Origin of the sequence: Mycobacterium pseudokansasii, from assembly GCF_900566075.1 — a bacterium.
Taxonomy (GTDB): domain Bacteria; phylum Actinomycetota; class Actinomycetes; order Mycobacteriales; family Mycobacteriaceae; genus Mycobacterium; species Mycobacterium pseudokansasii.
On record NZ_UPHU01000001.1, the window covers coordinates 6,211,730 to 6,232,082 of the forward strand.

At 65.7% G+C, this 20,353-nt stretch carries 17 protein-coding genes; 9 read left to right on the forward strand and 8 right to left on the reverse strand.

Annotation, left to right across the window (positions count from 1 at the left end; all coding sequences use genetic code 11):
• Position 1: 1 nt before the first annotated feature.
• Both EET10_RS29905 and EET10_RS28150 read right to left on the reverse strand, forming a co-directional pair.
• Entirely contained in the window at positions 2–154 is a 153-nt protein-coding gene (locus tag EET10_RS29905; RefSeq protein ID WP_168990940.1) for a hypothetical protein, read from the reverse strand.
• Positions 145–402: an MEDS domain-containing protein gene (locus EET10_RS28150; RefSeq protein ID WP_036404563.1), complete on the reverse strand. Its 258-nt coding sequence runs from the start codon at positions 400–402 to the stop codon at positions 145–147. The genes EET10_RS29905 and EET10_RS28150 overlap by 10 nt, the downstream gene beginning before the upstream one ends.
• A gap of 114 nt (positions 403–516) precedes the next feature.
• On the opposite strand from EET10_RS28150, the gene dinB reads away from it, so the two are divergent.
• Entirely contained in the window at positions 517–1,719 is a 1,203-nt protein-coding gene (gene dinB, locus EET10_RS28155) for a DNA polymerase IV (RefSeq protein WP_122502697.1), read from the forward strand.
• Here dinB and EET10_RS28160 read toward each other — a convergent pair.
• The gene (locus EET10_RS28160; RefSeq protein ID WP_036404567.1) at positions 1,708–2,715 is read right to left on the reverse strand and encodes a PHP domain-containing protein; all 1,008 of its coding nucleotides are present in this window, start codon (positions 2,713–2,715) and stop codon (positions 1,708–1,710) included. The genes dinB and EET10_RS28160 overlap by 12 nt on opposite strands.
• A complete protein-coding gene (locus EET10_RS28165; protein ID WP_036404570.1) occupies positions 2,716–3,147 on the reverse strand; it encodes a membrane protein in 432 nt (143 codons plus the stop codon).
• Between the two features lie 52 nt (positions 3,148–3,199).
• On the opposite strand from EET10_RS28165, the gene EET10_RS28170 reads away from it, so the two are divergent.
• On the forward strand, positions 3,200–4,063 hold the full coding sequence (locus EET10_RS28170) for an LLM class F420-dependent oxidoreductase (RefSeq protein ID WP_036404573.1): 864 nt from the start codon (positions 3,200–3,202) through the stop codon (positions 4,061–4,063).
• 351 nt (positions 4,064–4,414) lie between these two features.
• Here the strand turns inward: EET10_RS28170 and EET10_RS28175 are convergent, their stop codons facing one another.
• Positions 4,415–5,881, reverse strand: a complete 1,467-nt coding sequence (locus tag EET10_RS28175) for a glutamate synthase subunit beta (RefSeq protein ID WP_063467254.1) — start codon at positions 5,879–5,881, stop codon at positions 4,415–4,417.
• The gene (gltB, locus tag EET10_RS28180) at positions 5,874–10,469 is read right to left on the reverse strand and encodes a glutamate synthase large subunit (protein ID WP_122502698.1); all 4,596 of its coding nucleotides are present in this window, start codon (positions 10,467–10,469) and stop codon (positions 5,874–5,876) included. The genes EET10_RS28175 and gltB overlap by 8 nt, the downstream gene beginning before the upstream one ends.
• Before the next feature lie 1,018 nt (positions 10,470–11,487).
• Between gltB and EET10_RS28190 the strand changes: the two genes are divergently transcribed.
• A complete protein-coding gene (locus tag EET10_RS28190; protein WP_423793611.1) occupies positions 11,488–12,708 on the forward strand; it encodes a MinD/ParA family ATP-binding protein in 1,221 nt (406 codons plus the stop codon).
• Between the two features lie 12 nt (positions 12,709–12,720).
• Here the strand turns inward: EET10_RS28190 and EET10_RS28195 are convergent, their stop codons facing one another.
• Positions 12,721–13,140, reverse strand: coding sequence for an SRPBCC family protein (locus EET10_RS28195; protein WP_122502700.1), 420 nt, complete (start codon positions 13,138–13,140; stop codon positions 12,721–12,723).
• 250 nt (positions 13,141–13,390) lie between these two features.
• Positions 13,391–13,669 carry a WhiB family transcriptional regulator gene (locus EET10_RS28200; RefSeq protein WP_122502701.1) on the reverse strand — a complete coding sequence of 93 codons (279 nt, stop codon included), beginning with the start codon at positions 13,667–13,669 and terminating at the stop codon, positions 13,391–13,393.
• Between the two features lie 458 nt (positions 13,670–14,127).
• Here EET10_RS28200 and espM point away from each other — a divergent pair, with 458 nt between their 5' ends.
• From espM to eccA, 6 genes are all read left to right on the forward strand, one after another.
• Positions 14,128–15,234, forward strand: coding sequence for an ESX-1 type VII secretion system transcriptional regulator EspM (espM, locus tag EET10_RS31430; protein ID WP_036404580.1), 1,107 nt, complete (start codon positions 14,128–14,130; stop codon positions 15,232–15,234).
• A 233-nt stretch (positions 15,235–15,467) separates the two neighbouring features.
• A complete protein-coding gene (locus tag EET10_RS28210; RefSeq protein WP_051490595.1) occupies positions 15,468–16,805 on the forward strand; it encodes an EspA/EspE family type VII secretion system effector in 1,338 nt (445 codons plus the stop codon).
• 76 nt (positions 16,806–16,881) lie between these two features.
• The gene (locus EET10_RS28215; RefSeq protein ID WP_023368918.1) at positions 16,882–17,193 is read left to right on the forward strand and encodes an ESX-1 secretion-associated protein; all 312 of its coding nucleotides are present in this window, start codon (positions 16,882–16,884) and stop codon (positions 17,191–17,193) included.
• Position 17,194: 1 nt separating this feature from the next.
• Positions 17,195–18,046 carry an ESX secretion-associated protein EspG gene (locus EET10_RS28220; RefSeq protein WP_036404583.1) on the forward strand — a complete coding sequence of 284 codons (852 nt, stop codon included), beginning with the start codon at positions 17,195–17,197 and terminating at the stop codon, positions 18,044–18,046.
• Between the two features lie 38 nt (positions 18,047–18,084).
• Positions 18,085–18,627: a secretion protein EspH gene (locus EET10_RS28225; protein ID WP_036404585.1), complete on the forward strand. Its 543-nt coding sequence runs from the start codon at positions 18,085–18,087 to the stop codon at positions 18,625–18,627.
• A 3-nt stretch (positions 18,628–18,630) separates the two neighbouring features.
• Entirely contained in the window at positions 18,631–20,352 is a 1,722-nt protein-coding gene (eccA, locus tag EET10_RS28230; protein WP_036404588.1) for a type VII secretion AAA-ATPase EccA, read from the forward strand.
• Position 20,353: the final 1 nt, after the last annotated feature.

The window sequence follows — 20,353 nt, forward strand, 5'->3', positions numbered from 1 at the left end:
GTCAATCGTGGCGTAACCGGTTCCGCACGGTTGCGATCGCGTCGTGGATGCCGCGGCGGGTTCGACCCGAGGCAGGTCCGGACAGCTGGTCCAGCAACTGACCGGCGACATCGCGCAATTTGGTGTTGGTGTCCTGCGACAACGTCACCAGCATGTGAGAATCCGGCCGGGATTGCGACCGCCATCGGTCAAGTCGGCCAACGTGACCTTCTGGCAGGCGCTGCCCAACGCGGTGCGTAGCACAGCACGTTTGCGTTCGGGGACTGCGACCAGCACCGGCTCGTCGTTGCACAGCCCGTCGAGAACAAACGGCACCACCGCGTCCAGGTACTCCGGCTCAGAGCGATAGAACAGCGCGGAATGCGACAGGCCTGGAGGCTTTACCCGGGTGCTCGTGGTCATGCGGCCATCACCTTGTCCGCTAGAGGGCCTCCCCGTCCCCGCCTGCCGATGTTACCTTGCGCAGCCGGCGTACCGGCCGCAGCACCTTCGGCTGTCATACCCGCATGCGAACATATGTTCGTGCGGAGTGAGGCTTGCATCCTGCACGCGGACCTGGATTCGTTCTATGCCTCCGTCGAGCAGCGCGACGACCCCGCAATGCGGGGCCGCCCGGTGATCGTCGGCGGCGGGGTTGTGCTGGCGGCCAGCTACGAGGCCAAGGCCTACGGCGTGCGCACGGCCATGGGTGGGGCCCAGGCGCGACGGTTATGTCCACACGCCGTGGTTGTGCCGCCGCGGATGAGCGCCTACACCCGGGCCAGCGAGGCGGTTTTCGTGGTGTTTCGGCATTGCACACCGGTGGTGGAACCGCTCTCGGTGGACGAGGCTTTCCTCGATGTCGGCGGGCTGCGCCGGCTCTGCGGGACCCCGGTCGAGATCGCGACGCGGCTGCGCGCCGACGTACGCGAGCAGGTCGGCCTGCCCATCACCGTCGGAGTGGCACGGACGAAGTTCCTCGCCAAGGTCGCCAGCCAGCAGGCCAAACCCGACGGATTGCTCCTGGTGCCGCCGGATCGGGAACTCGCATTTCTGCATCCGCTGCCGGTGCGCCGGTTGTGGGGCGTGGGCGCGGTGACCGCAGACAAGCTGCACGCGCATGGCATTGATACGGTCGCCGACGTCGCCGAACTCAGCGAGTCCACGTTGGGCTCGATGGTCGGCGGCGCGATGGGCCGACAACTATATGCATTGTCGCGCAATATCGACCGCCGCCGGGTGACCGTCGGCGTGCGGCGCCGCTCGGTTGGCGCCCAACGAGCGCTGGGGCGAGCCGGCAGCAGCATGTCGCCCGCCGAGATCGACGCGGTGGTGATCACCCTGGTCGACCGGATCACCGACCGGATGCGCGCCGCCGGACGCACCGGCCGGACCGTGGTGCTGCGCCTGCGATTCGACGACTTCAGCCGCGCTACCCGGTCACACACGCTGCCGTGGGCGACCGCGTCGACGCAGCCTATCCTGGCGGCCGCCCGGCGGCTGCTCGCGGCTGCCGCGCCCGACATCGCCCGGCGGGGACTGACCCTGGTCGGCTTCGCGGTCTCCGGTATCGACCGCTGCGGCGCCCAGCAACTGATGCTGCCGTTTGACGGCGAGCCGCCGGACGTACTCGACCAGGCGGTGGACCAGATCCGGCGCCGCTTCGGCAAATCCGCGCTGACCCGCGCGGTGTTGATGGGCCGCGACCCGGGCGTGGAGATGGCGCGGCTACCGGACTGACACCCACTCCAGCAGCTGCTCGGCCGGCCAGGCGTTGATGACACGGTCGACCGGAATACCGGCATCGAGAGCACGTTGCGCACCGTAACCAAGGAAATCCAGCTGCCCGGGCGCGTGGGCGTCGGTGTCGATGCTGAACACGCAACCGATCTCCAAGGCGAGGTTGAGCAGGCGCGTTGGCGGGTCCCGACGCTCGGGGCGGGAATTGATCTCTACCGCGGTGCCGTGGTCGCGGCAGGCGGTGAACACCGCCTCGGGGTCGAACTTCGATTCGGGCCGGATACCGCGGTTGCCGGAGACCAGCCGGCCCGTGCAGTGGCCCAGCACGTCGACGTGACCGTTGCACACCGCGCGGATCATCCGCCGCGTCATTGCGGCCGCATCCATCGCCAGCTTCGAGTGCACGCTGGCCACCACGATGTCGAGCCGGTCCAGCAGGTCCGGTTCCTGGTCCAGACTTCCGTCTTCCAGGATGTCGACCTCGATTCCGGTGAGGATGCGCATCGGGGCGAACTTGTCGCGCAGTTCGTCGATCACGTCGAGTTGCTTGCGCAACCGGTCCGGAGACAGGCCGTTGGCAATCGTCAGCCGCGGCGAATGGTCGGTCAGCGCGCAGTATTCATGGCCCAGCTCCGCGGCGGTGGCCATCATCTCCTCGATCGGCGCCGAGCCGTCGGACCAGTTCGAATGTAGGTGTAGATCGCCCCGCAGCGCGGCGCGCACCTCGCCCCCACCGAGATCCTCAGCAGCAGTGCGTAATTCAGCGAGGAGGTCGGGTTCACGGCCGGACCATGCCTGGTCGATGACCTTGGCGGTCTTGGGCCCGATGCCCGACAGCGACTGCCAGCTGTTTGCCTGGCCGTGCCGCTCGAGTGCAGCGTCGTCCAGTTTCTCGATAATGTCGGCGGCATTGCGGTAGGCCATGACGCGCCGCGGGTCATGGCGGCTTCGGTCCTTGTAGTAGGCGATCTGGCGCAGCGCGGTTACCGGATCCATTTACGTCAGCTGCCCTGCGATGAAGCCGGCGAAAACCACTGCGAATCCGCCTATTTCGCCGAGAATGAGCAAGGTCATGCCCAGCCGTGCTCCCGATGCCGGAGGATCGAATTGGTTTTCGGTGTCACGCCGGGCCCCGTGCCAGATGTAGGTCCCGATCGCGGCGACGAAAAAGAACACCACCACCATCGCGGCCGTCAGGTTGACCCACGCCGGCCAGGCGCTGAGTTCGACGAAGACAGCGATCAACAGCGTCGCAAATGCGTACAGCAGCGCCGCGCGATGCGCGATATCAACATAGACGTGTGCCCGGCGCTGCTGGCTCACCATGATCTGGCGGTACTTCCACACCCCGAGGACAAGCGCCAGCAGGAAGATCAATCCGGCCGCCAGCAGGGTGAGTTTGGTGTCGATTCCGAGTGCGTAGCTCATCGTTCACCCGAGTCTAATTGCGCTTGTTGGACGCTGGACTACCGTCGGCTTCATGCGATTCGCATTCAAGACCTCACCGCAAAACACCACGTGGGCCCAGATGCTGGCGGTCTGGCAGGAAGCCGACGACATCGACGTCTACGAATCCGGATGGACCTTCGATCACTTTTACCCGATCTTTTCCGACCCGAGCGGCCCATGCTTGGAAGGCTGGACGACTCTGACCGCACTCGCACAGGCCACCCGGAGGCTGCGGCTGGGCACCCTGGTCACCGGCATCCATTACCGGCACCCGGCGGTGCTGGCCAATATGGCCGCCGCCCTCGACATCATCTCCGACGGACGACTTGAATTGGGCATCGGCGCCGGCTGGAACGAGGAAGAGTCGGGCGCCTACGGTATCGAGCTGGGCAGCATCAAGGAACGCTTCGACAGATTCGAGGAGGCGTGCGCGGTGCTGGTCGGCCTGCTCAGCCAGGAGACCACCAATTTCGACGGCAAGTACTACCAGCTCAAGGACGCCCGCAACGAACCCAAGGGCCCGCAGCGGCCGCACCCATCGATCTGCATCGGCGGCAGCGGGGAAAGGCGGACGCTGCGGATCACCGCCCGCTATGCCCAGCACTGGAACTTCGTCGGCGGTCCGGCCGAGGAGTTCGCCCGCAAACGTGACGTGCTGGCCGCACATTGCGCCGACATTGGTCGCGATCCGAAGGAGATCACGCTGTCGGCCCACCTGCGCTTGGACCCGGAACGAAACTACGAGCAGGTCATCGACAATGCGGCCGCACTGGCGGCCGAAGGACTGGACCTGGGGATCGTGTATATCTCGCCACCGCACGACCCCGCGGTTCTCCAGCCGCTCGCGGAGGCGATCCGGGAATCGGGGCTGCTTTCGGCATCTGGGCCCAGATAACAACTCGATATCGTTGAGCAAACTCTTTGCGCCCGAGTGGGCGCAACCAGCTGCCGATCACATCGCAAAGCGCAACAGCTCTTCAGCGGTGACTAGGCGCTCGTTCCTGGCGGGAAACTCGTGACTCTTTAGCGGATGACGGAACCACGACCAGGCGATTCGCCCCACCCGTGACCGGGGTACTGGGTTGCTACGCACAGCGACACTCCCTGCGATCGGACAACTCGGGCGGAACTCCACAACGCATCGCTGTGACGGAGCCCACAGAACCTCATTAGACACCCGACGTCTGGCAAACAGCGGGCGACGCGCCGAGCAATCACCGGCGTGTTTCTGATGTTACTGGTGTGGTTATTGAAGCGGCGCGGCAGTCGGCTTGATCGGGGCCGGCAGCGCGGTGGAGCCCATCAGATAGCGGTCTACACCCGCGGCCGCGGCCCGGCCTTCGGCGATCGCCCACACGATCAACGACTGGCCCCGGCCCATGTCGCCGGCCACGAACACGCCCGGCACCGAGGTTTCGTAGTCGTCGCCGCGCGCCACGTTTCCGCGGTCGGTGAATTCGACCCCGAGATCGTCGAGCAGACCGGGCTTCTCCGGGCCGACAAATCCCATCGCCAGCAAAACCAGATCCGCCTCGAGTTCGAAGTCCGAACCTTCGACCTTGACGAACTTGCCGTCCTGCATGGCCACCTCGTGCGCCTTGAGCGCGGTCACGTGGCCGTCTTCACCGACGAATTCCTCGGTGTTTACCGAAAACACCCGCTCGCCACCTTCTTCGTGCGCGGCGGAGACCCGATACATCAGCGGGTACGTCGGCCAGGGAGTCGACGGCGCGCGACTGTCCGGCGGACGCGGCATGATCTCGAACTGGTGGATGTTGAGCGCACCCTGGCGGTGCGCGGTGCCCAGACAGTCGGCCCCGGTGTCGCCGCCGCCGATGATGACGACCTTCTTGCCCTTGGCGGTAATCGGCGGCTGCCCGTCGGACCCCAGCACGTCATCGCCTTCCTGGACGCGGTTGGCCCAGGGTAGGTATTCCATCGCCTGGTGGATGCCGTCGAAATCGCGACCAGGAATGGGGAGCTCACGCCAAGCGGTGGCGCCACCGGCCAGCACTACCGCATCGAAATCAGCGCGCAGCTGCTCGGCGGTGATGTCGACCCCGACGTTGACGCCGGCACGGAACTCGGTGCCCTCGGCCCGCATCTGCGCCAGCCGCCGATCCAGGACCCGCTTTTCCATCTTGAACTCGGGGATGCCGTAGCGCAGCAGGCCGCCGATACGGTCATCACGTTCGAAGACGGTCACGCTGTGACCGGCGCGGGTCAGCTGCTGAGCGGCGGCCAGACCGGCCGGGCCCGAACCGACGACGGCAACGTTCTTGCCGGTCAGCGTTTGCGGCGGCAACGGCTCCACGTAGCCTTCGTCGAAGGCATTGTCGATGATCTCCAGCTCGATCTGCTTGATGGTCACCGGATCCTGGTTGATGCCGAGCACACACGCCGGCTCGCACGGCGCCGGACACAGCCGGCCGGTGAAGTCGGGGAAGTTGTTGGTGGCGTGCAGCCGTTCGATCGCGTCGCGCCAACGACCCCGGCGCACCAGGTCATTCCATTCCGGGATCAAGTTGCCCAAAGGACAGCCGTTGTGGCAGAACGGAATACCGCAGTCCATGCAACGAGTCGCCTGTTGCCGCAACGTCTCGTTGTCGAATTCCTCGTAGACCTCTTTCCAGTCGCGCAGGCGCAGCGGGACAGGACGTCGCTTCGGCAATTTCCGGTGTGTGTATTTGAGAAAGCCGGTCGGATCAGCCATGCGCAGCCGCCATGATCGCCTTGTCCACATCCACTCCGTCGCGCTCGGCCTCGGTGATGGCTTGCAGCACCCGCTTGTAGTCGCGGGGCATCACCTTGACGAAATGCCGCTGCTGCCCATGCCAGTCGGCCAGAATGCGCTGGCCGACCGGGGAATCGGTGGCGTCGACGTGCGCCGCGATGATGCCCTGCAGGAAGTCCGCATCATCGGTGTCGACTGTCTCGACGTCGACCATCTCGGTGTTGAGGTTGTCGGGTAGTTCGCCGTGCGGGTCGTAGACATAAGCGATCCCGCCTGACATACCCGCGGCGAAGTTACGGCCGGTACGACCCAGGATCACGACCCGGCCACCGGTCATGTACTCGCACCCGTGATCGCCCACACCCTCGACCACGGCATGCGCACCGGAATTGCGGACCGCGAACCGTTCACCGACCACGCCACGCAGGAAGACCTCTCCGCTCGTGGCGCCGAACAGGATTACATTGCCCCCGATGATGTTGTCCTCGGCGACATAGTCCGGTGGCGCGTTGTCCGACGGCCGCACCACGATCCGGCCACCGGACAGCCCCTTGCCCACGTAATCATTGGCGTCGCCGTAGATGCGCAATGTGATCCCCTGGGGCACAAACGCACCGAAGCTGTTACCGGCCGACCCCTCGAATGTGATGTCGATGGTGCCGTCCGGCAAGCCCTGGCCACCATAGGCTTTCGTCACCTCGTGGCCCAGCATGGTGCCCACCGTGCGATTGACGTTGCTGATGGTGGTCGAAAAGCGAACGGGCGAACCGGAATCCAGCGCCTCGCGGCTCATCACGATCAGCTGCTGATCGAGCGCCTTGTCCAAGCCGTGATCCTGGCGCGAACTGCAGTACAGGTCCTGGTTCATGAACGCCGACTCGGGCTCATGCAGTACCGGCGTCAGATCCAGGCGGTGCGCCTTCCAATGGGCCCGCGCCAGGGTGGTATCCAGCGATCCGACCTGGCCGACGGCCTCGTTGAAGGTGCGGAAGCCCAACTGCGCCATGTATTCCCGCACTTCTTCGGCGATGAACATGAAGAAGTTCTCCACGAATTCGGCCTTGCCGGTAAACCGTTCCCGCAGCACCGGGTTCTGGGTGGCCACGCCGACAGGGCAGGTGTCCAGATGGCACACCCGCATCATGATGCAGCCGGCCACCACCAACGGCGCGGTGGAAAATCCGAATTCCTCGGCGCCGAGCAGCGCCGCGATCATCACGTCGCGGCCGGTCTTGAGCTGGCCGTCCACCTGTACCACGATCCGGTCGCGTAACCCGTTGAGCAGCAATGTCTGCTGCGTCTCGGCCAGACCCAATTCCCACGGCGCGCCGGCATGCTTCATCGACGTCAGCGGGGTCGCCCCGGTACCGCCATCGTGCCCCGAGATCAGGACCACGTCGGCGTGCGCCTTGGAAACACCCGCGGCCACCGTGCCGACGCCGTTTTCGGAGACCAGCTTGACGTGCACCCGCGCGGACGGGTTGGCGTTCTTCAGGTCATAGATCAGCTGCGCCAGATCCTCGATGGAGTAGATGTCGTGGTGCGGCGGCGGTGAGATCAGGCCTACCCCCGGCGTGGAATGCCGGACCTCGGCCACCCAGGGATACACCTTGTGACCCGGAAGTTGGCCTCCCTCACCGGGTTTGGCGCCCTGAGCCATTTTGATCTGGATGTCGGTGCAGTTGGTCAGGTAGTGCGAGGTGACGCCGAAGCGGGCCGAGGCCACCTGCTTGACCGCACTGCGACGCCAGTCCCCATTGGGATCGCGTTCGAAACGCCGGACGTCCTCGCCGCCTTCGCCACTGTTGGACCGGCCGCCGAGCCGGTTCATCGCAATGGCGAGGGTCTCGTGCGCCTCGGCGGAGATCGAGCCGTAGCTCATCGCCCCCGTCGCGAAGCGCTTGACGATTTCGCTGGCGGGCTCGACCTCCTCCAGCGGCACCGGGGGCCGCACGCCCGCGCGAAACTTGAGCAGGCCGCGCAGTGAGGCCATCCGCTCGCTCTGATCGTCGACCAGGCGGGTGTACTCCTTGAAAATCTTGTACTGCCCGGTGCGGGTGGAGTGTTGCAGCTTGAACACGGTCTCCGGGTTGAACAGGTGGTATTCGCCTTCCCGGCGCCACTGGTACTCCCCGCCGACTTCGAGTTCGCGGTGCGCCCGTTCGTCCGGCCGGTCCAGGTAGGCCAGCGAGTGACGAGTGGCAACGTCTGCGGCGATGTCGTCCAAGGTGATGCCGCCGGTAGGGCAGGTCAGCCCGGTGAAGTACTCGTCGAGAACGTCCTCGGAAATGCCGACAGCCTGGAACAATTGCGCGCCGGTATAGGACGCCAGCGTCGAAATGCCCATCTTGGACATCACTTTCAGCACGCCCTTGCCCGCGGCCTTGATGTAGTTGTTGAGCGCCTTCTTGCGGTCGATACCGTCCCCGAGGCCTTCCAGGGCGCCCCGGTCGAGCATGTCTTCGATCGACTCGAAGGCCAGGTAGGGGTTGACCGCGGCGGCCCCGCAGCCCACCAGCATCGCCATGTGGTGAACCTCGCGCGCGTCACCGGATTCCACCACCAGGCCCACATGGGTGCGGGTCCGCTCGCGCACCAGGTGGTGGTGCACCCCGGCGACGGCGAGCAGCGACGGTATCGGCGCCAGCTTCTCGTCGGAGTTGCGATCGGACAAGATGATGAGCCGTGCACCGTCGGCGATCGCCGCCGACGCCTGAGCACGCACCTCGGCCAGTGCGGCCGCCAGCCCGGCACCACCCTCCGCCACCAGGTACAGACACCGAATGACCTTGGAGCGCATGCCGTGCGGACGTCCGTTGACCTCGGTGTCCGGGTCGAGGTTGATCAGCTTGGCCAGCTCATAGTTACGCAGGATCGGCTGGGGCAGCACGATCTGGTGACAGGAGTTCTCGTCCGGGTTCAGCAGGTCGCGCTCGCCGCCGGTGGTGCCCTGCAGGCTGGTCACCACCTCCTCACGGATGGCGTCCAGCGGTGGGTTGGTCACCTGGGCGAACAACTGGTGGAAGTAGTCGTACAGCATCCGGGGACGCCGGGACAGCACGGCGATCGGCGTATCGGTGCCCATTGAACCGATCGGCTCCGCGCCGGTCCGGACCATGGGCGCCACCAGCAGGTTCAGTTCCTCGTAGGTGTAGCCGAAGGTCAGCTGCCGCACGACCAGCCGGTCGTGGGGCATCCGCACGTATTTGCCCGCCGGCAGCGCGTCCAGCGGAACCACGTTGCGGTCCAGCCATTCCTGATAGGGGTGCTCTGCGGCCAACTCGGTCTTGATCTCCTCGTCGGAGACGATGCGGCCCTGCGTGGTGTCGACCAGGAACATCCGGCCCGGCTGCAGCCGCATCCGGCGGACCACCGTCGACGGGTCGAGATCCAGCACGCCGGCCTCGGAGGCCATCACCACCAGGCCGTCGTCGGTCACCCAGATTCGCGACGGCCGCAGGCCGTTGCGATCCAGCACCGCACCCACGACGGTGCCGTCGGTAAACGTCATCGACGCCGGGCCGTCCCAGGGCTCCATCAGCGAGGCGTGGTACTGATAGAAGGCCCGTCGCGCGGCGTCCATCGACTCATGGCGTTCCCAAGCCTCGGGAATCATCATCAGCACGGCGTGCGCCAGGCTGCGCCCGCCCAGGTGCAGCAGCTCGAGCACCTCGTCGAAGCGCGCGGTGTCGGAGGCCCCGGGGGTGCAGATCGGGAACAGCTTCTCGACATCGGCTTCCGAGCCGAACACGTCGGTCTTGATCAACGCCTCGCGGGCGCGCATCCAGTTCTCGTTGCCGGTGACGGTGTTGATCTCGCCGTTGTGGGCGATGCGCCGGAACGGGTGCGCCAGCGGCCAGGACGGGAAGGTGTTGGTGGAGAACCGCGAGTGCACGATACCCAGGGCGCTGGTCAGCCGGTCGTCCTGCAGATCGAGGTAGAACGCCTTGAGCTGCGGAGTGGTCAGCATGCCCTTGTAGACGAACGTCTGGCCGGAAAGGCTGGGAAAGTAGACAGTCTCCCGGCCGGGGCCGTCCTGGCCGGGGCCCTTGGTGCCGAGTTCATGCTCGGCACGCTTGCGAATCACGTAGGCGCGGCGCTCCAGCGTCATGCCGGAGGCGCCCGCCATGAAAACCTGACGGAAGGTGGGCATCGCGTCGCGGGACAGAGCACCCAGGGACGAGTCGTCGGTGGGCACGTTCCGCCAGCCCAGTACGCGCAACCCCTCGGCCTCGGCGATCTTCTCCACCGCTGCGCAGGCAGCTGACGCATCCTTGGACGACTGCGGCAAGAAGGCGATACCGGTGGCGTAACTACCCGGAGCTGGCAACTCGAAGTCGACGACTTCTCGCAGGAACGCATCCGGGACCTGAATGAGGATGCCCGCGCCGTCGCCGCTGCGCGGCTCGGCGCCGGCCGCACCGCGATGTTCGAGGTTGAGCAGCGCCGTGATCGCCTTGTCCACAATGTCGCGGCTACGCCGGCCGTGCATGTCGACGACCATGGCTACCCCGCACGCATCGTGTTCGAATGCGGGGTTGTATAGCCCGACGCGCTTGGGCGCCATACCCACCTAACCCTTCAGCAGACTTTTCCTGCGCGGCCTTACCAGCAGCTCCGACGGCGCCATGCCGTGACGTTGCGGGCGTTGACCCCTCCGGTCTTGTCGATAGGCTGTCCGTCCAGCGGAATGATCAGGCCGGGGATTCGTCCGTGCAGCGCTGAACGGTGCCCCGGTACCGATCTCGACAAGTCGTAAAACGATATGACAATACCCGCCTGACATGCCAACTTCCTCAATGGTAACCCGCCCGGCGGCCGTGCCGTAGGTGCCGCGGAACCGGCCTCCGACGGCATCCTCACCTGCCGTTTCGGGACCGCGAAACCGTGGTCTCGCCCGCTCCCCGAAGTGCTGCCGGCGGCCACAGTAACCGCTTAGACTAATTTGCTGGCGCGGCCCGTCAGCACCCGCTGCCACCACTGTCAGCCGATCGCACACAACCGTCACACCGGTAACACGCTCGGCGATAAAGCATGGCAGCCATGTTGCGGAAATTGCCGGGTCCGGCTTCGACGGTCCCAGGAAAGCGCCGCGGCAGTGCCCGCGCGACTCACCGTCGAGTTTGCACAATACTAATAGGAGTCTAAAACCGGCAGGAACAGGCAGGCCGAGAACGAGCCTGGTCCGACAGATGAGGCGGCCGGACCGGTGCTCGATACTGGGACGGATACTGGTCGGTGTCCGGCGTTGGTGATCCGACTCGACTGAGGAGCTTATGAACGAGCGCGACGAATTCCTTCGGGACCGGATGCCGCCGGCTCGGCCCGCCGGCCCCGGCAGCAGCCAGACCGGTCCGCAGTCCGGAGTTCCGCATTTAGCGCCCTCGAGGGCTCCGGAAGCTCCTGCTCGCGTGTCCGGGCCGCATCCACTCGCCCCGCCGCGCCCGCCGACATCCCAGACACCGCCGCCGCCACCGCATCCGCCGGCTGCTCCTCGCATGTCCGGGCCGCATCCACTCGCCCCGCCGCGCCCGCCGACATCCCAGACACCGCCGCCGCCACCGCATCCGCCGGCTGCTCCTCGCATGTCCGGGCCGCATCCACTCGCCCCGCCGCGCCCGCCGACATCAGCCCCGGCGCCACCGCATCCGCCGGCGTTCGCATATGGCCCGCCTCCACCGGCTTCAGCCCAACCCCCGCGCCCTGCGGGAGCGGCGCAGCCACGACCGGACACACCGCAATCAGCGATGCCGCACCCGCCGATGCGCTCGTTCGCACCGCCGGATCCGACGCGGAAACCGCCGCAATCCGCACCATCCGATGTCCCGGTCCCACCAACTGTTCGGGCCGAGCGCGCCGTAATACCCGCAACGGGTTCCGGGGGTGGACCCGCCGACCACGGCTGGCGACGCCTTGTTCGGGTGGTGTCCTTCGGCCTGATCAATCCCGGTCCGTCCGCCGCGCAACGCGAGGCAGCCGATTTCGAAGCCGCCATACGAACCGCCCTGCGCGGTAGCCACAAGGTCGGGGTCCTGGGCAAGGGCGGCGTCGGCAAGACCTCGGTCGCCGCCAGCATCGGATCCATTTTCGCCGAACTGCGCCAGCAGGACCGCGTGGTGGCGATCGATGCCGATACCGCCTTCGGCCGGTTGAGCAGCAGGATCGATCCGGCCGCGCATGGGTCGTTCTGGGATCTGACCGCAGCCAAAGACCTGCCGTCGTTCGCCGACATAGTCGCTCGGCTGGGCCGTAACTCCGTGGGCCTGCACGTGCTACCCGGCGAACCCATGGCCGGCGCGCGCCGGGTGCTCGACCCTGCGATCTACCGGGAGGCCGCGCTGCGGCTGGACCGCCACTTCGCGATCTCGGTGATCGACTGCGGTTCGACGATGGACGCCCCATTGACCCAGGAAGTGCTGCGCGACCTCGATGCGCTGATAGTGGTGTCCTCGCCGTGGGCGGACGGGGCCTCCGCTGCGGCCAAGACCATGGAATGGCTATCGGACCGCAGGCTGACGGATCTGCTGCGACGCAGCATCGTGGTGCTCAACGATTCCGATGGCCATTCTGACAAACGCACCCGCTCGGTGCTTGCCCGCGAGTTTGTCGAGCACGGGCAGCGGGTGGTCGAGGTGCCCTTCGATCCACATCTGAGGCCAGGCGGCGTCATCGACGTGCGCCACGAGCTGGCGCCGGCGACGCGGCTGAAATTTCTGCAGATCGCGGCGATCATCGTGGAGTATTTCGCGTCGCGACCCGACGAGCGCCGAGCCGCCCGCCCTGAGGCCGCGACGCCGGCCCACTGACCGCCGGCGGGCTCAGCCCGACTCAGCTGCCCGTTTCAGGCCGTTGCTTTCCATGTCGACATACGACCGAACCCGCGAACCCGCGGTGAGGCCGGCCAGCCACGCCAGTGGTCCGGCCATGATCAATTCGAGCGTGGTGCGCACGCCGTCTCCGTCCTGGTCGATGCGATGCACCGCTTCGATCGAAAGACCGGTCTGGGTTGCCACCCAGGTGAACGTGCGCATCGGCTGTAGTTCGGTGACCGTCCATACCATCGGTCGACCTTTCGGCTGGGTCACCCGGGACCGGCTGCCCACGGTCAATGGACCGGTTTCCAGGCGCTCGATCTCCCGCATGGATTTCGTCCAGGGCGGCCAGCCTTCCACGTCGATAAGTAGTTCCCATACCCGTGCAGCCGGTGCGTGCACGATTTCCTCACGTATGTACCGCATCCGCCACCTCCATTTCGACCGGCATCATCGCCCCGACGGGCCGGTTGGGCTCTGGGTAGCCCGGGACGGCAGGTCGTCGAATCGCGCTCAGGGTGGCCGTCTTTGCTGAAAGCCGGCGGGCAGCGCACAACGCAAACAGCGCGAGAAATCTTTCGAATTCTCGCGCTGTCTACGTGTGGCACCAACTGACCGCCCACCGCACCGCAGACCCCTCGAAGCAGCGGCTCGGATCGCGGCAGTCTTATGCCGATTAGGCGACTACCCGCTCGCGCACGGGGTAACCGTTGCGCTCAGCCAGCGACCGCAGTTGGCCCAGCGCGAACGCCCGGGCCCGGCCTGACTCAGGAATTACCACACCGGCCCAAAGGCCTTCCGCGCCCGGGGATTCGACGGCGTCCCGAGCGCACGCCCAGCGCCGCGGGCAGGCCCGGCACATCGCCTTGGCCTCGTTGTCGGGTGTCGTTGTCCAGCGGTCGGGGTCCTGCGTGCAGACGCCCAGCGGGACCTCGTACAGCGCCGTTGCGGTCATATCGTTGCGCTCCTCTATAAAGCGTTGCAAGTCGGTAGCCTCCCGAGCAGTAGCCTATAGCACTAACCGTTGCAGTGCAACAGTTGGGAGCGCCGGCGCCCGCCGAAGCGCGCTACGGCTACCCCGAGTGATTCCTCAGGACGTTGCCTATTTGTGCCTCCAGCTGCGCTTTCATTCGGAAGTCCGGGTGCTCCCGACGGCCCGCCGGCGTCCAAACTGGACTAAAGAATTGCGCAAACCGTTACGGCTTGCAATACTTCTGCGAGGCAGAACCGTAGCGTTTACGGCGGTTCCGCTGCAGCGGTACCCGGCGTCGACCCGAGGTGGCCACGGTCCGAAAAACGTAGCGAAAGCGTAGCGTTGGAAGGGCGCAACGGTTAGGATGGTGGTCGGCGGAAGGCATGTCCTGCTGCCCGCACCAGTACCCACCAGCTAGGACGAGCGAGGAAGCGACGCAGATGCCCAACGCCGATTCACCTGTCGGGCCGGCTCTGCTGGTCGCCCACAGCGGCGAAGCGTCGCACGCGATCGCCCCCGACCGTGATGTCGTGACCATCGGTCGCACACCCCAAGCCGGTGTCCGGGTTGACGATCCAGACGTTTCACAGGCACATCTGCGCGCAGTGTCCGAAGATGGACCGTGGCGCATCCTCGACAACAGCCCGAGCGGTATGTTCGTCGACGGACGACGCAAAGGATCTGTGACCGTCAGCGACAAGACCATCGTCCGGTTCGGCGATCCCACTGGAGGCAAGGCGTTGACGTTCGAAGTCGTCAGGCCGTCGAATTCGCCTGAAGAGCAGCGCCGCGAACAACGACCGGCGGACCAGTCGGATGGCCAGACCAGCGAACCCGATCCCGGCGTGGTCCGCGCCGGTGCGGCCGCCGCGGCAAGACGGCGTGAGCTCGACATCAGTCAGCGCAGCCTCGCGGCCGACGGGGTCATCAATGCGGGCGCATTGATCGCCTTCGAGAAGGGCCGTAGCTGGCCGCGGGAACGGACCCGGGCCAAGCTCGAGGAAGTGCTGCAATGGCCGCCCGGAACCATCGCCCGGATCCGCCAGGGCGAGCCCACCGGGCCTCAGCCGGCAGTACCGACTTTCGAGGCAGATGCCGAGGGGGAGCCCGCCGAGGGCCCGGCATCGTTGATCGCGCAGGCGGTGGCGGCGGCCGTCGACACCTGCAGCCTGGCCATTGCCGCGTTACCGCCGCCCGAGGACCCCGAGTTCACCGAGCGGGCGGCGCCGATCCTCGCCGATTTGCGCCAACTCGAGGCCATTGCCGTGCAGGCGACTCGTATCAGTCGTATTACCCCCGAACTGATCAAGGCGCTCGGCGCGGTGCGCCGTTATCACGACAAATTGATGACGCTGGGGGCCACCGCCCCGGGAGCCACGCTGGCGCAGCGTTTATATGCCGCGCGCCGGCGGGCCAATCTTTCCGCTTCCGAAACTGCACAGGCGGCCGGAGTGGCAGAAGAAATGGTTGTCCGCGCCGAAGCCGAGGAAGCTTTGCCGGCCGAAGCCGCCGAGGCAATCGAAGCGCTTATCCGTCAAATCAATTGAGTCGACTCCGGGGGCCGCAACACAATGGAGCGCTCGAGTTCAATCGTCCGGGGAACGGCAGCGTCGCCCGGTCGGCCGGCTATGCGGTTGCGTAACGCGCCACGCGCGAAATCGCCCGGCTCACCAAAAAATTCGTGCATCTACCGTCACCACAGCGCTGCTAAGCTCAACGTGCGGTGTAAAGATGCACAAAAGTCAGTGCACAGGATCAGCGAGTGTGAGGAAAGACGTAAATGAAGGGCAGCGACCTTTGCAAGAACACCAGTAACTTCATTTGGGGCCAGTTGCTCTTGCTCGGCGAGGGCATCCCCGACCCAGGTGATGTCTTCAACTCGGGCGCGACGCTGTTCAAGCAAATCAGCGACAAGATCGGGCTCGCCATTCCGGGCACCAACTGGATCGGCCAAGCCGCCGACGCCTATTTGAACCAGAACATTGCGCAGCAACTTCGCGCCAAGGTGATGGGCGACATCGACTCTTTGACCGGCAACATGATTTCAAACCAGGCCAAGTACGTGTCCAACACGCGCGACGTCCTGCGGGCGATGAAGAAGATGATCGACGGCGTCTACAAGGTCTGCAAGGGGCTGGAAAAGGTTCCGCTGCTCGGTTGGCTGTGGTCGTGGCAGCTCGCACTCCCGATGTCCGGCATTGCCATGGCTACCGTCGGCGGTGCACTGCTGTACCTGACGATCATGACGCTGATGAACGTGACCAACCTCAAGGGTCTGCTCGGCAGGCTCATCGAGATGCTGACGACCCTGCCCAAATTCCCGGGTCTGCCCCTCCCCAGCATCCCCGACATCATCGACGGCCTGTGGCCGCCGAAACTGCCCGACATCCCGATCCCGGGCCTTCCCGACATCCCGGGCCTGCCGGACTTCAAGTGGCCGCCCGTCCCGGGCATACCGGACTTCAACCTGCCCATTCCGGGTCTGCCCGAATTCGAGTGGCCGAAAATCCCGGGTTTGCCCGACTTCGGCTTGCCCAACCTGCCCGGCCTGCCCGACTTCGGGTTGCCCAACCTGCCCGGTTTCCCGAATCTGCCTGGTTTCCCCGGCTTGCCAATCCCCGGATTCCCGAGCCTGCCCGGGCTGCCCAGCATCCCCAACTTGTTCCCCGGCTTACCGAGCCTGGGCGACTTGATCCCGGGAATCGGCAACCTCGGCAAGTTGCCGACCTGGACCGAGTTGGCCGCCCTGCCCGATTTCTTGGGCGGCTTCGCGGGCCTGCCCAGCCTCAGCTTCAGCGACCTGATGTCGTTTGCCCAACTGCCCAACGTAAGTTCGCTCACGGCAACGATGGGTCAGCTGCAACACCTGGTGGCTGCCGGTGGTGGGCCGGGCCAGCTCGGCAGCATGGCCGGCCAACAGGCGCAGATGATCTCCTCGCAGGCCCAGCAGGGAGGCCAGCAGCAACAGGCCACCCTCGTCAGCGACAAGAGGGAAGAAGACCAGGAAGGCGCGGCCGCTGGGGCCGGTACCGAGCGCGCGCCGATCGACGCCGGAGCCGGCGGCGGCCAGCAGCGGCAGGGTCCTCCGCCCAGGCCCGCGCCGAGTGGGCTGGTTTGATGCGGCTGCCACATCAAAGCCAAGCGCACCAAAGCCATAGCGAGTAAAAAGTAGAACGTAGAGGAAAGGTCCCCCCATGACTGGAATACTCGGCGTCGTACCGTCCTTCCTGAAGGTACTGGCGGGTATGCAGAACGAAATCGCCGGCCAACTCAAGTCGGCCACCTCGGTGGTCGGTGGCGTCAGCCAGCGAGTCCAAATCACCCACGGTTCGTTCACATCGAAATTCAACGACACGCTGCAAGAGTTCGAGACGACCCGCAACAGCACCGGCACGGGGCTGCAAGGGGTCACCAGCGGGCTGGCCAACAATCTGATCTCGGCGGCCGGGGCTTACCTCAATTCCGACCAAGGTCTGGCCGGCGTCATCGACAAGATCTTCGGTTGATATGACCGGTCCGCTCGCTACCGGCCGCGCGGGCCTCGTCGACGACGTCGTCGGCGTCGAGGTGACCATCGACGGCATGCTGGTACTCGCGGACCGGTTGCACCTGGTCGATTTCCCAGTGGCACTGGGCATCCGGCCGAACATCCCGCAAGACGATCTGCGGGAAGTCGTCTGGAATCAGGTGCGGCGTGACCTCACCGCGCAAGGCGTGCTGGACCACAACGGCTACCCGCATCCGACGGTCGCCTCGATGGTGGACACCCTGAGCCGGCCGGACCGCACCCTCGAAGCACGCTGGTGGCGCCGCGATGTCGGTGGCGTCATGGTGCGATTTGTGGTGTGCCGCAAGGACGATCGTCATGTCATCGCGGTGCGCAACGGTGACCTGCTGGTGCTACAGCTGGTGGCCGCGCAGGTCGGCCTGGCGGGCATGGTGACTGCCGTGCTGGGTACCGCGGACCCCGCGAACGTGGAACCGCTGACGGGTATCGCGAGCGAGCTGGCCGAGTGCACCACCGCGGCTCAGCTGACCCAGTACGGCCTGGCGCCGACCGCGGCCCGCATCTACACCGAGATCGTGAACAATCCGGACAGCTGGGTGGAAATCGTCGCGAGCCAACGCCATCCGGGAGGCACAACGACGCACACCAAGGCGGCTGCCGGTGTTCTCGACTCGGCGCACGGCAGGCTGGTCTCACTTCCCCGCATCGTCAGCGGTGAACTGTACGGCAGCTTTCTCCCGGGCACGCCGCAGAACCTGCAGCGCGCGTTGGACGCCCTGGTGGAGCTGCTCCCATCGGGCTCCTGGTTAGATCACGCCTCGGATCACACCCAAGCCTCCGCCCGAGGCTGACTGCTCAATCTCCGACACGAGTCAGAAAGGGAGCCATAGTGGACCTGCCCGGGAACGACTACGTCAGCGACGATTTCGACGCGCTGGATTTCACCGCCGGCGCCGCCGAGGAATCCTCACTTGACGCGCTCGATGAGTACGCGCCGTCCGAACCGGCGGACACCGGAGCCGACCTGGACGCCCTGCACGGGCTGACCGAGAAGGAGGAGGAGTCTGAGCTCGAGTTGTTCACCGTGACCAACCCGCAGGGCAGCGTGTCGGTCACGGCGATGATGGGCGGCATCATTCAGAAGATCACGGTGACCGACAAGGCGTCGCGCATGACCGAATCAGGGCTTGCCGAGGAGATCTTCGTCATCGCCGACCTGGCCCGGCAAAAAGCCCGGGCAGCCCAGCACACCTTCATGATGGAGAGCATGAATGAATTGGCGGGCGACGGCGAGGAGGCGAATGCCCTGCTTCGCGAGTTCGTGGGGATGACGCTGAATTTGCCGACGCCCGAAGAAGCCGCCGCGGCCGAAGCCGAGGTGTTCGCCACTCGCTACGAGGTCGATTACACCTCTCGGTACGACGAACGGTGATACATGACTGATCGCCTGGCCGGTCTGTTCGAAAGTGCCGTCGGCATGCTGCCGTTGTCAGAGGCACGGTCGCTGGACCTGTTCACCGAAATCACCAATGACGACGAGTCGGCGTGCGATGCGTGGGTCGGCCGGATCAGATGCGGTGACCTCGACCGGGTGACGCTGTTCCGGGCCTGGTATTCGCGCCGGAACTTCGGCCGATTGGCGGGTTCGGCGCAGATCTCGATGAGCACCCTGGGCGCCAGAGTCCCCATCGGCGGCCTGTACGGAGATATCACCTACCCCGTCGCATCGCCGCTGGCCATCACCATGGGTTTCGCCGCATCCGAAGCGGCCCAAGGCAATTACGCCGACGCCATGGAGGCCATCGAGGCCAGCGCGGTCGGCGGGTCCGAGCATCTGGTGTCGTGGCTCAAAGCCGTGATCTACGGCGCCGCCGAGCGCTGGACCGATGTCATCGACGAAGTCAAAAGCGGCGCGAAATGGCCGGACAAGTTCTTAGCGGCGGCTGCCGGTGTGGCGCACGGTGTGGCGGCGGCAAACCTGGGCTTGTTCACCGAAGCCGAACGCCGCCTCACCGAAGCCAACGACTCGCCGGCCGGCGAAGCGTGCGCACGCGCGATCGCCTGGTATCTGGCCATGGCACGTCGCTCCCAGGGCAACGAAGACGCCGCGGTGGCGCTGCTGGAATGGTTGCAGACCACCCATCCGGATCCGAAAGTGTCAGCGGCGCTGAAGGATTCATCGTATCGTTTGAAGACGACCACGGCCGAGCAGATCGCCTCCCGCTCCGACCCGTGGGATCCGGCCAGCGTGGTGACCGATAACACCGGTCGCGAGCGGCTGCTGGCCGAAGCCCAGGCCGAGTTGGACCGCCAAATCGGACTCACCCGCGTCAAGGCTCAGATCGAGCGCTACCGTGCGGCGACCATGATGGCCCGGGTTCGGGCTGCCAAGGGGATGAAGGTCGCTCAGCCCAGTAAGCACATGATCTTCACCGGGCCGCCCGGTACCGGCAAGACCACGATCGCCCGGGTGGTGGCCAACATTCTGGCCGGGTTGGGTGTCATCGCCGAACCCAAACTGGTCGAGACTTCGCGCAAGGACTTCGTCGCCGAATACGAAGGGCAGTCCGCAGTCAAGACCGCCAAGACGATCGATCAGGCCCTGGGCGGCGTGCTGTTCATCGACGAGGCCTACGCGCTGGTTCAGGAACGGGATGGACGTACCGACCCGTTCGGGCAGGAGGCGATGGACACGCTGCTGGCCCGCATGGAAAACGACCGTGACCGGCTGGTGGTGATCATCGCCGGTTACAGTTCGGACATCGACCGGCTGCTGGAAACAAACGAGGGCCTGCGGTCCCGCTTCGCCACCCGCATCGAGTTCGACACCTACAGCCCCGAAGAGCTTCTGGAGATCGCGAAAGTCATTGCCACTGCCAATGATTCGGTGCTGAGCGCGGAAGCCGCCGATGAATTCCTGGGGGCCGCCAAGATGCTGCACGAGCGGACGTTGCGCGGCCGCCCGGCCCTCGACATCGCCGGGAACGGCCGCTACGCACGGCAATTGGTCGAAGCCGCCGAGCAATACCGGGACATGCGCCTGGCGCAGGGCATCGACATCGAATCTCTGGATGTGGACCGGCTGCAAGAGATCAACGGCGCAGACATGGCCGAGGCGATCGCCTCTGTGCATGCGCACCTCAACATGAGAGAGTGAA

What these genes read in the sequence shown, in the direction of transcription:
- EET10_RS29905 (WP_168990940.1), bottom strand. Translation starts at nt 154, where the DNA reads ATGCTGGTGACGTTGTCGCAGGACACCAACACCAAATTGCGCGATGTC.
- EET10_RS28150 (WP_036404563.1), bottom strand. Translation starts at nt 402, where the DNA reads ATGACCACGAGCACCCGGGTAAAGCCTCCAGGCCTGTCGCATTCCGCG.
- dinB (WP_122502697.1), top strand. Translation starts at nt 517, where the DNA reads ATGTTCGTGCGGAGTGAGGCTTGCATCCTGCACGCGGACCTGGATTCG.
- EET10_RS28160 (WP_036404567.1), bottom strand. Translation starts at nt 2,715, where the DNA reads ATGGATCCGGTAACCGCGCTGCGCCAGATCGCCTACTACAAGGACCGA.
- EET10_RS28165 (WP_036404570.1), bottom strand. Translation starts at nt 3,147, where the DNA reads ATGAGCTACGCACTCGGAATCGACACCAAACTCACCCTGCTGGCGGCC.
- EET10_RS28170 (WP_036404573.1), top strand. Translation starts at nt 3,200, where the DNA reads ATGCGATTCGCATTCAAGACCTCACCGCAAAACACCACGTGGGCCCAG.
- EET10_RS28175 (WP_063467254.1), bottom strand. Translation starts at nt 5,881, where the DNA reads ATGGCTGATCCGACCGGCTTTCTCAAATACACACACCGGAAATTGCCG.
- gltB (WP_122502698.1), bottom strand. Translation starts at nt 10,469, where the DNA reads ATGGCGCCCAAGCGCGTCGGGCTATACAACCCCGCATTCGAACACGAT.
- EET10_RS28190 (WP_423793611.1), top strand. Translation starts at nt 11,488, where the DNA reads ATGTCCGGGCCGCATCCACTCGCCCCGCCGCGCCCGCCGACATCAGCC.
- EET10_RS28195 (WP_122502700.1), bottom strand. Translation starts at nt 13,140, where the DNA reads ATGCGGTACATACGTGAGGAAATCGTGCACGCACCGGCTGCACGGGTA.
- EET10_RS28200 (WP_122502701.1), bottom strand. Translation starts at nt 13,669, where the DNA reads ATGACCGCAACGGCGCTGTACGAGGTCCCGCTGGGCGTCTGCACGCAG.
- espM (WP_036404580.1), top strand. Translation starts at nt 14,128, where the DNA reads ATGCCCAACGCCGATTCACCTGTCGGGCCGGCTCTGCTGGTCGCCCAC.
- EET10_RS28210 (WP_051490595.1), top strand. Translation starts at nt 15,468, where the DNA reads ATGAAGGGCAGCGACCTTTGCAAGAACACCAGTAACTTCATTTGGGGC.
- EET10_RS28215 (WP_023368918.1), top strand. Translation starts at nt 16,882, where the DNA reads ATGACTGGAATACTCGGCGTCGTACCGTCCTTCCTGAAGGTACTGGCG.
- EET10_RS28220 (WP_036404583.1), top strand. Translation starts at nt 17,195, where the DNA reads ATGACCGGTCCGCTCGCTACCGGCCGCGCGGGCCTCGTCGACGACGTC.
- eccA (WP_036404588.1), top strand. Translation starts at nt 18,631, where the DNA reads ATGACTGATCGCCTGGCCGGTCTGTTCGAAAGTGCCGTCGGCATGCTG.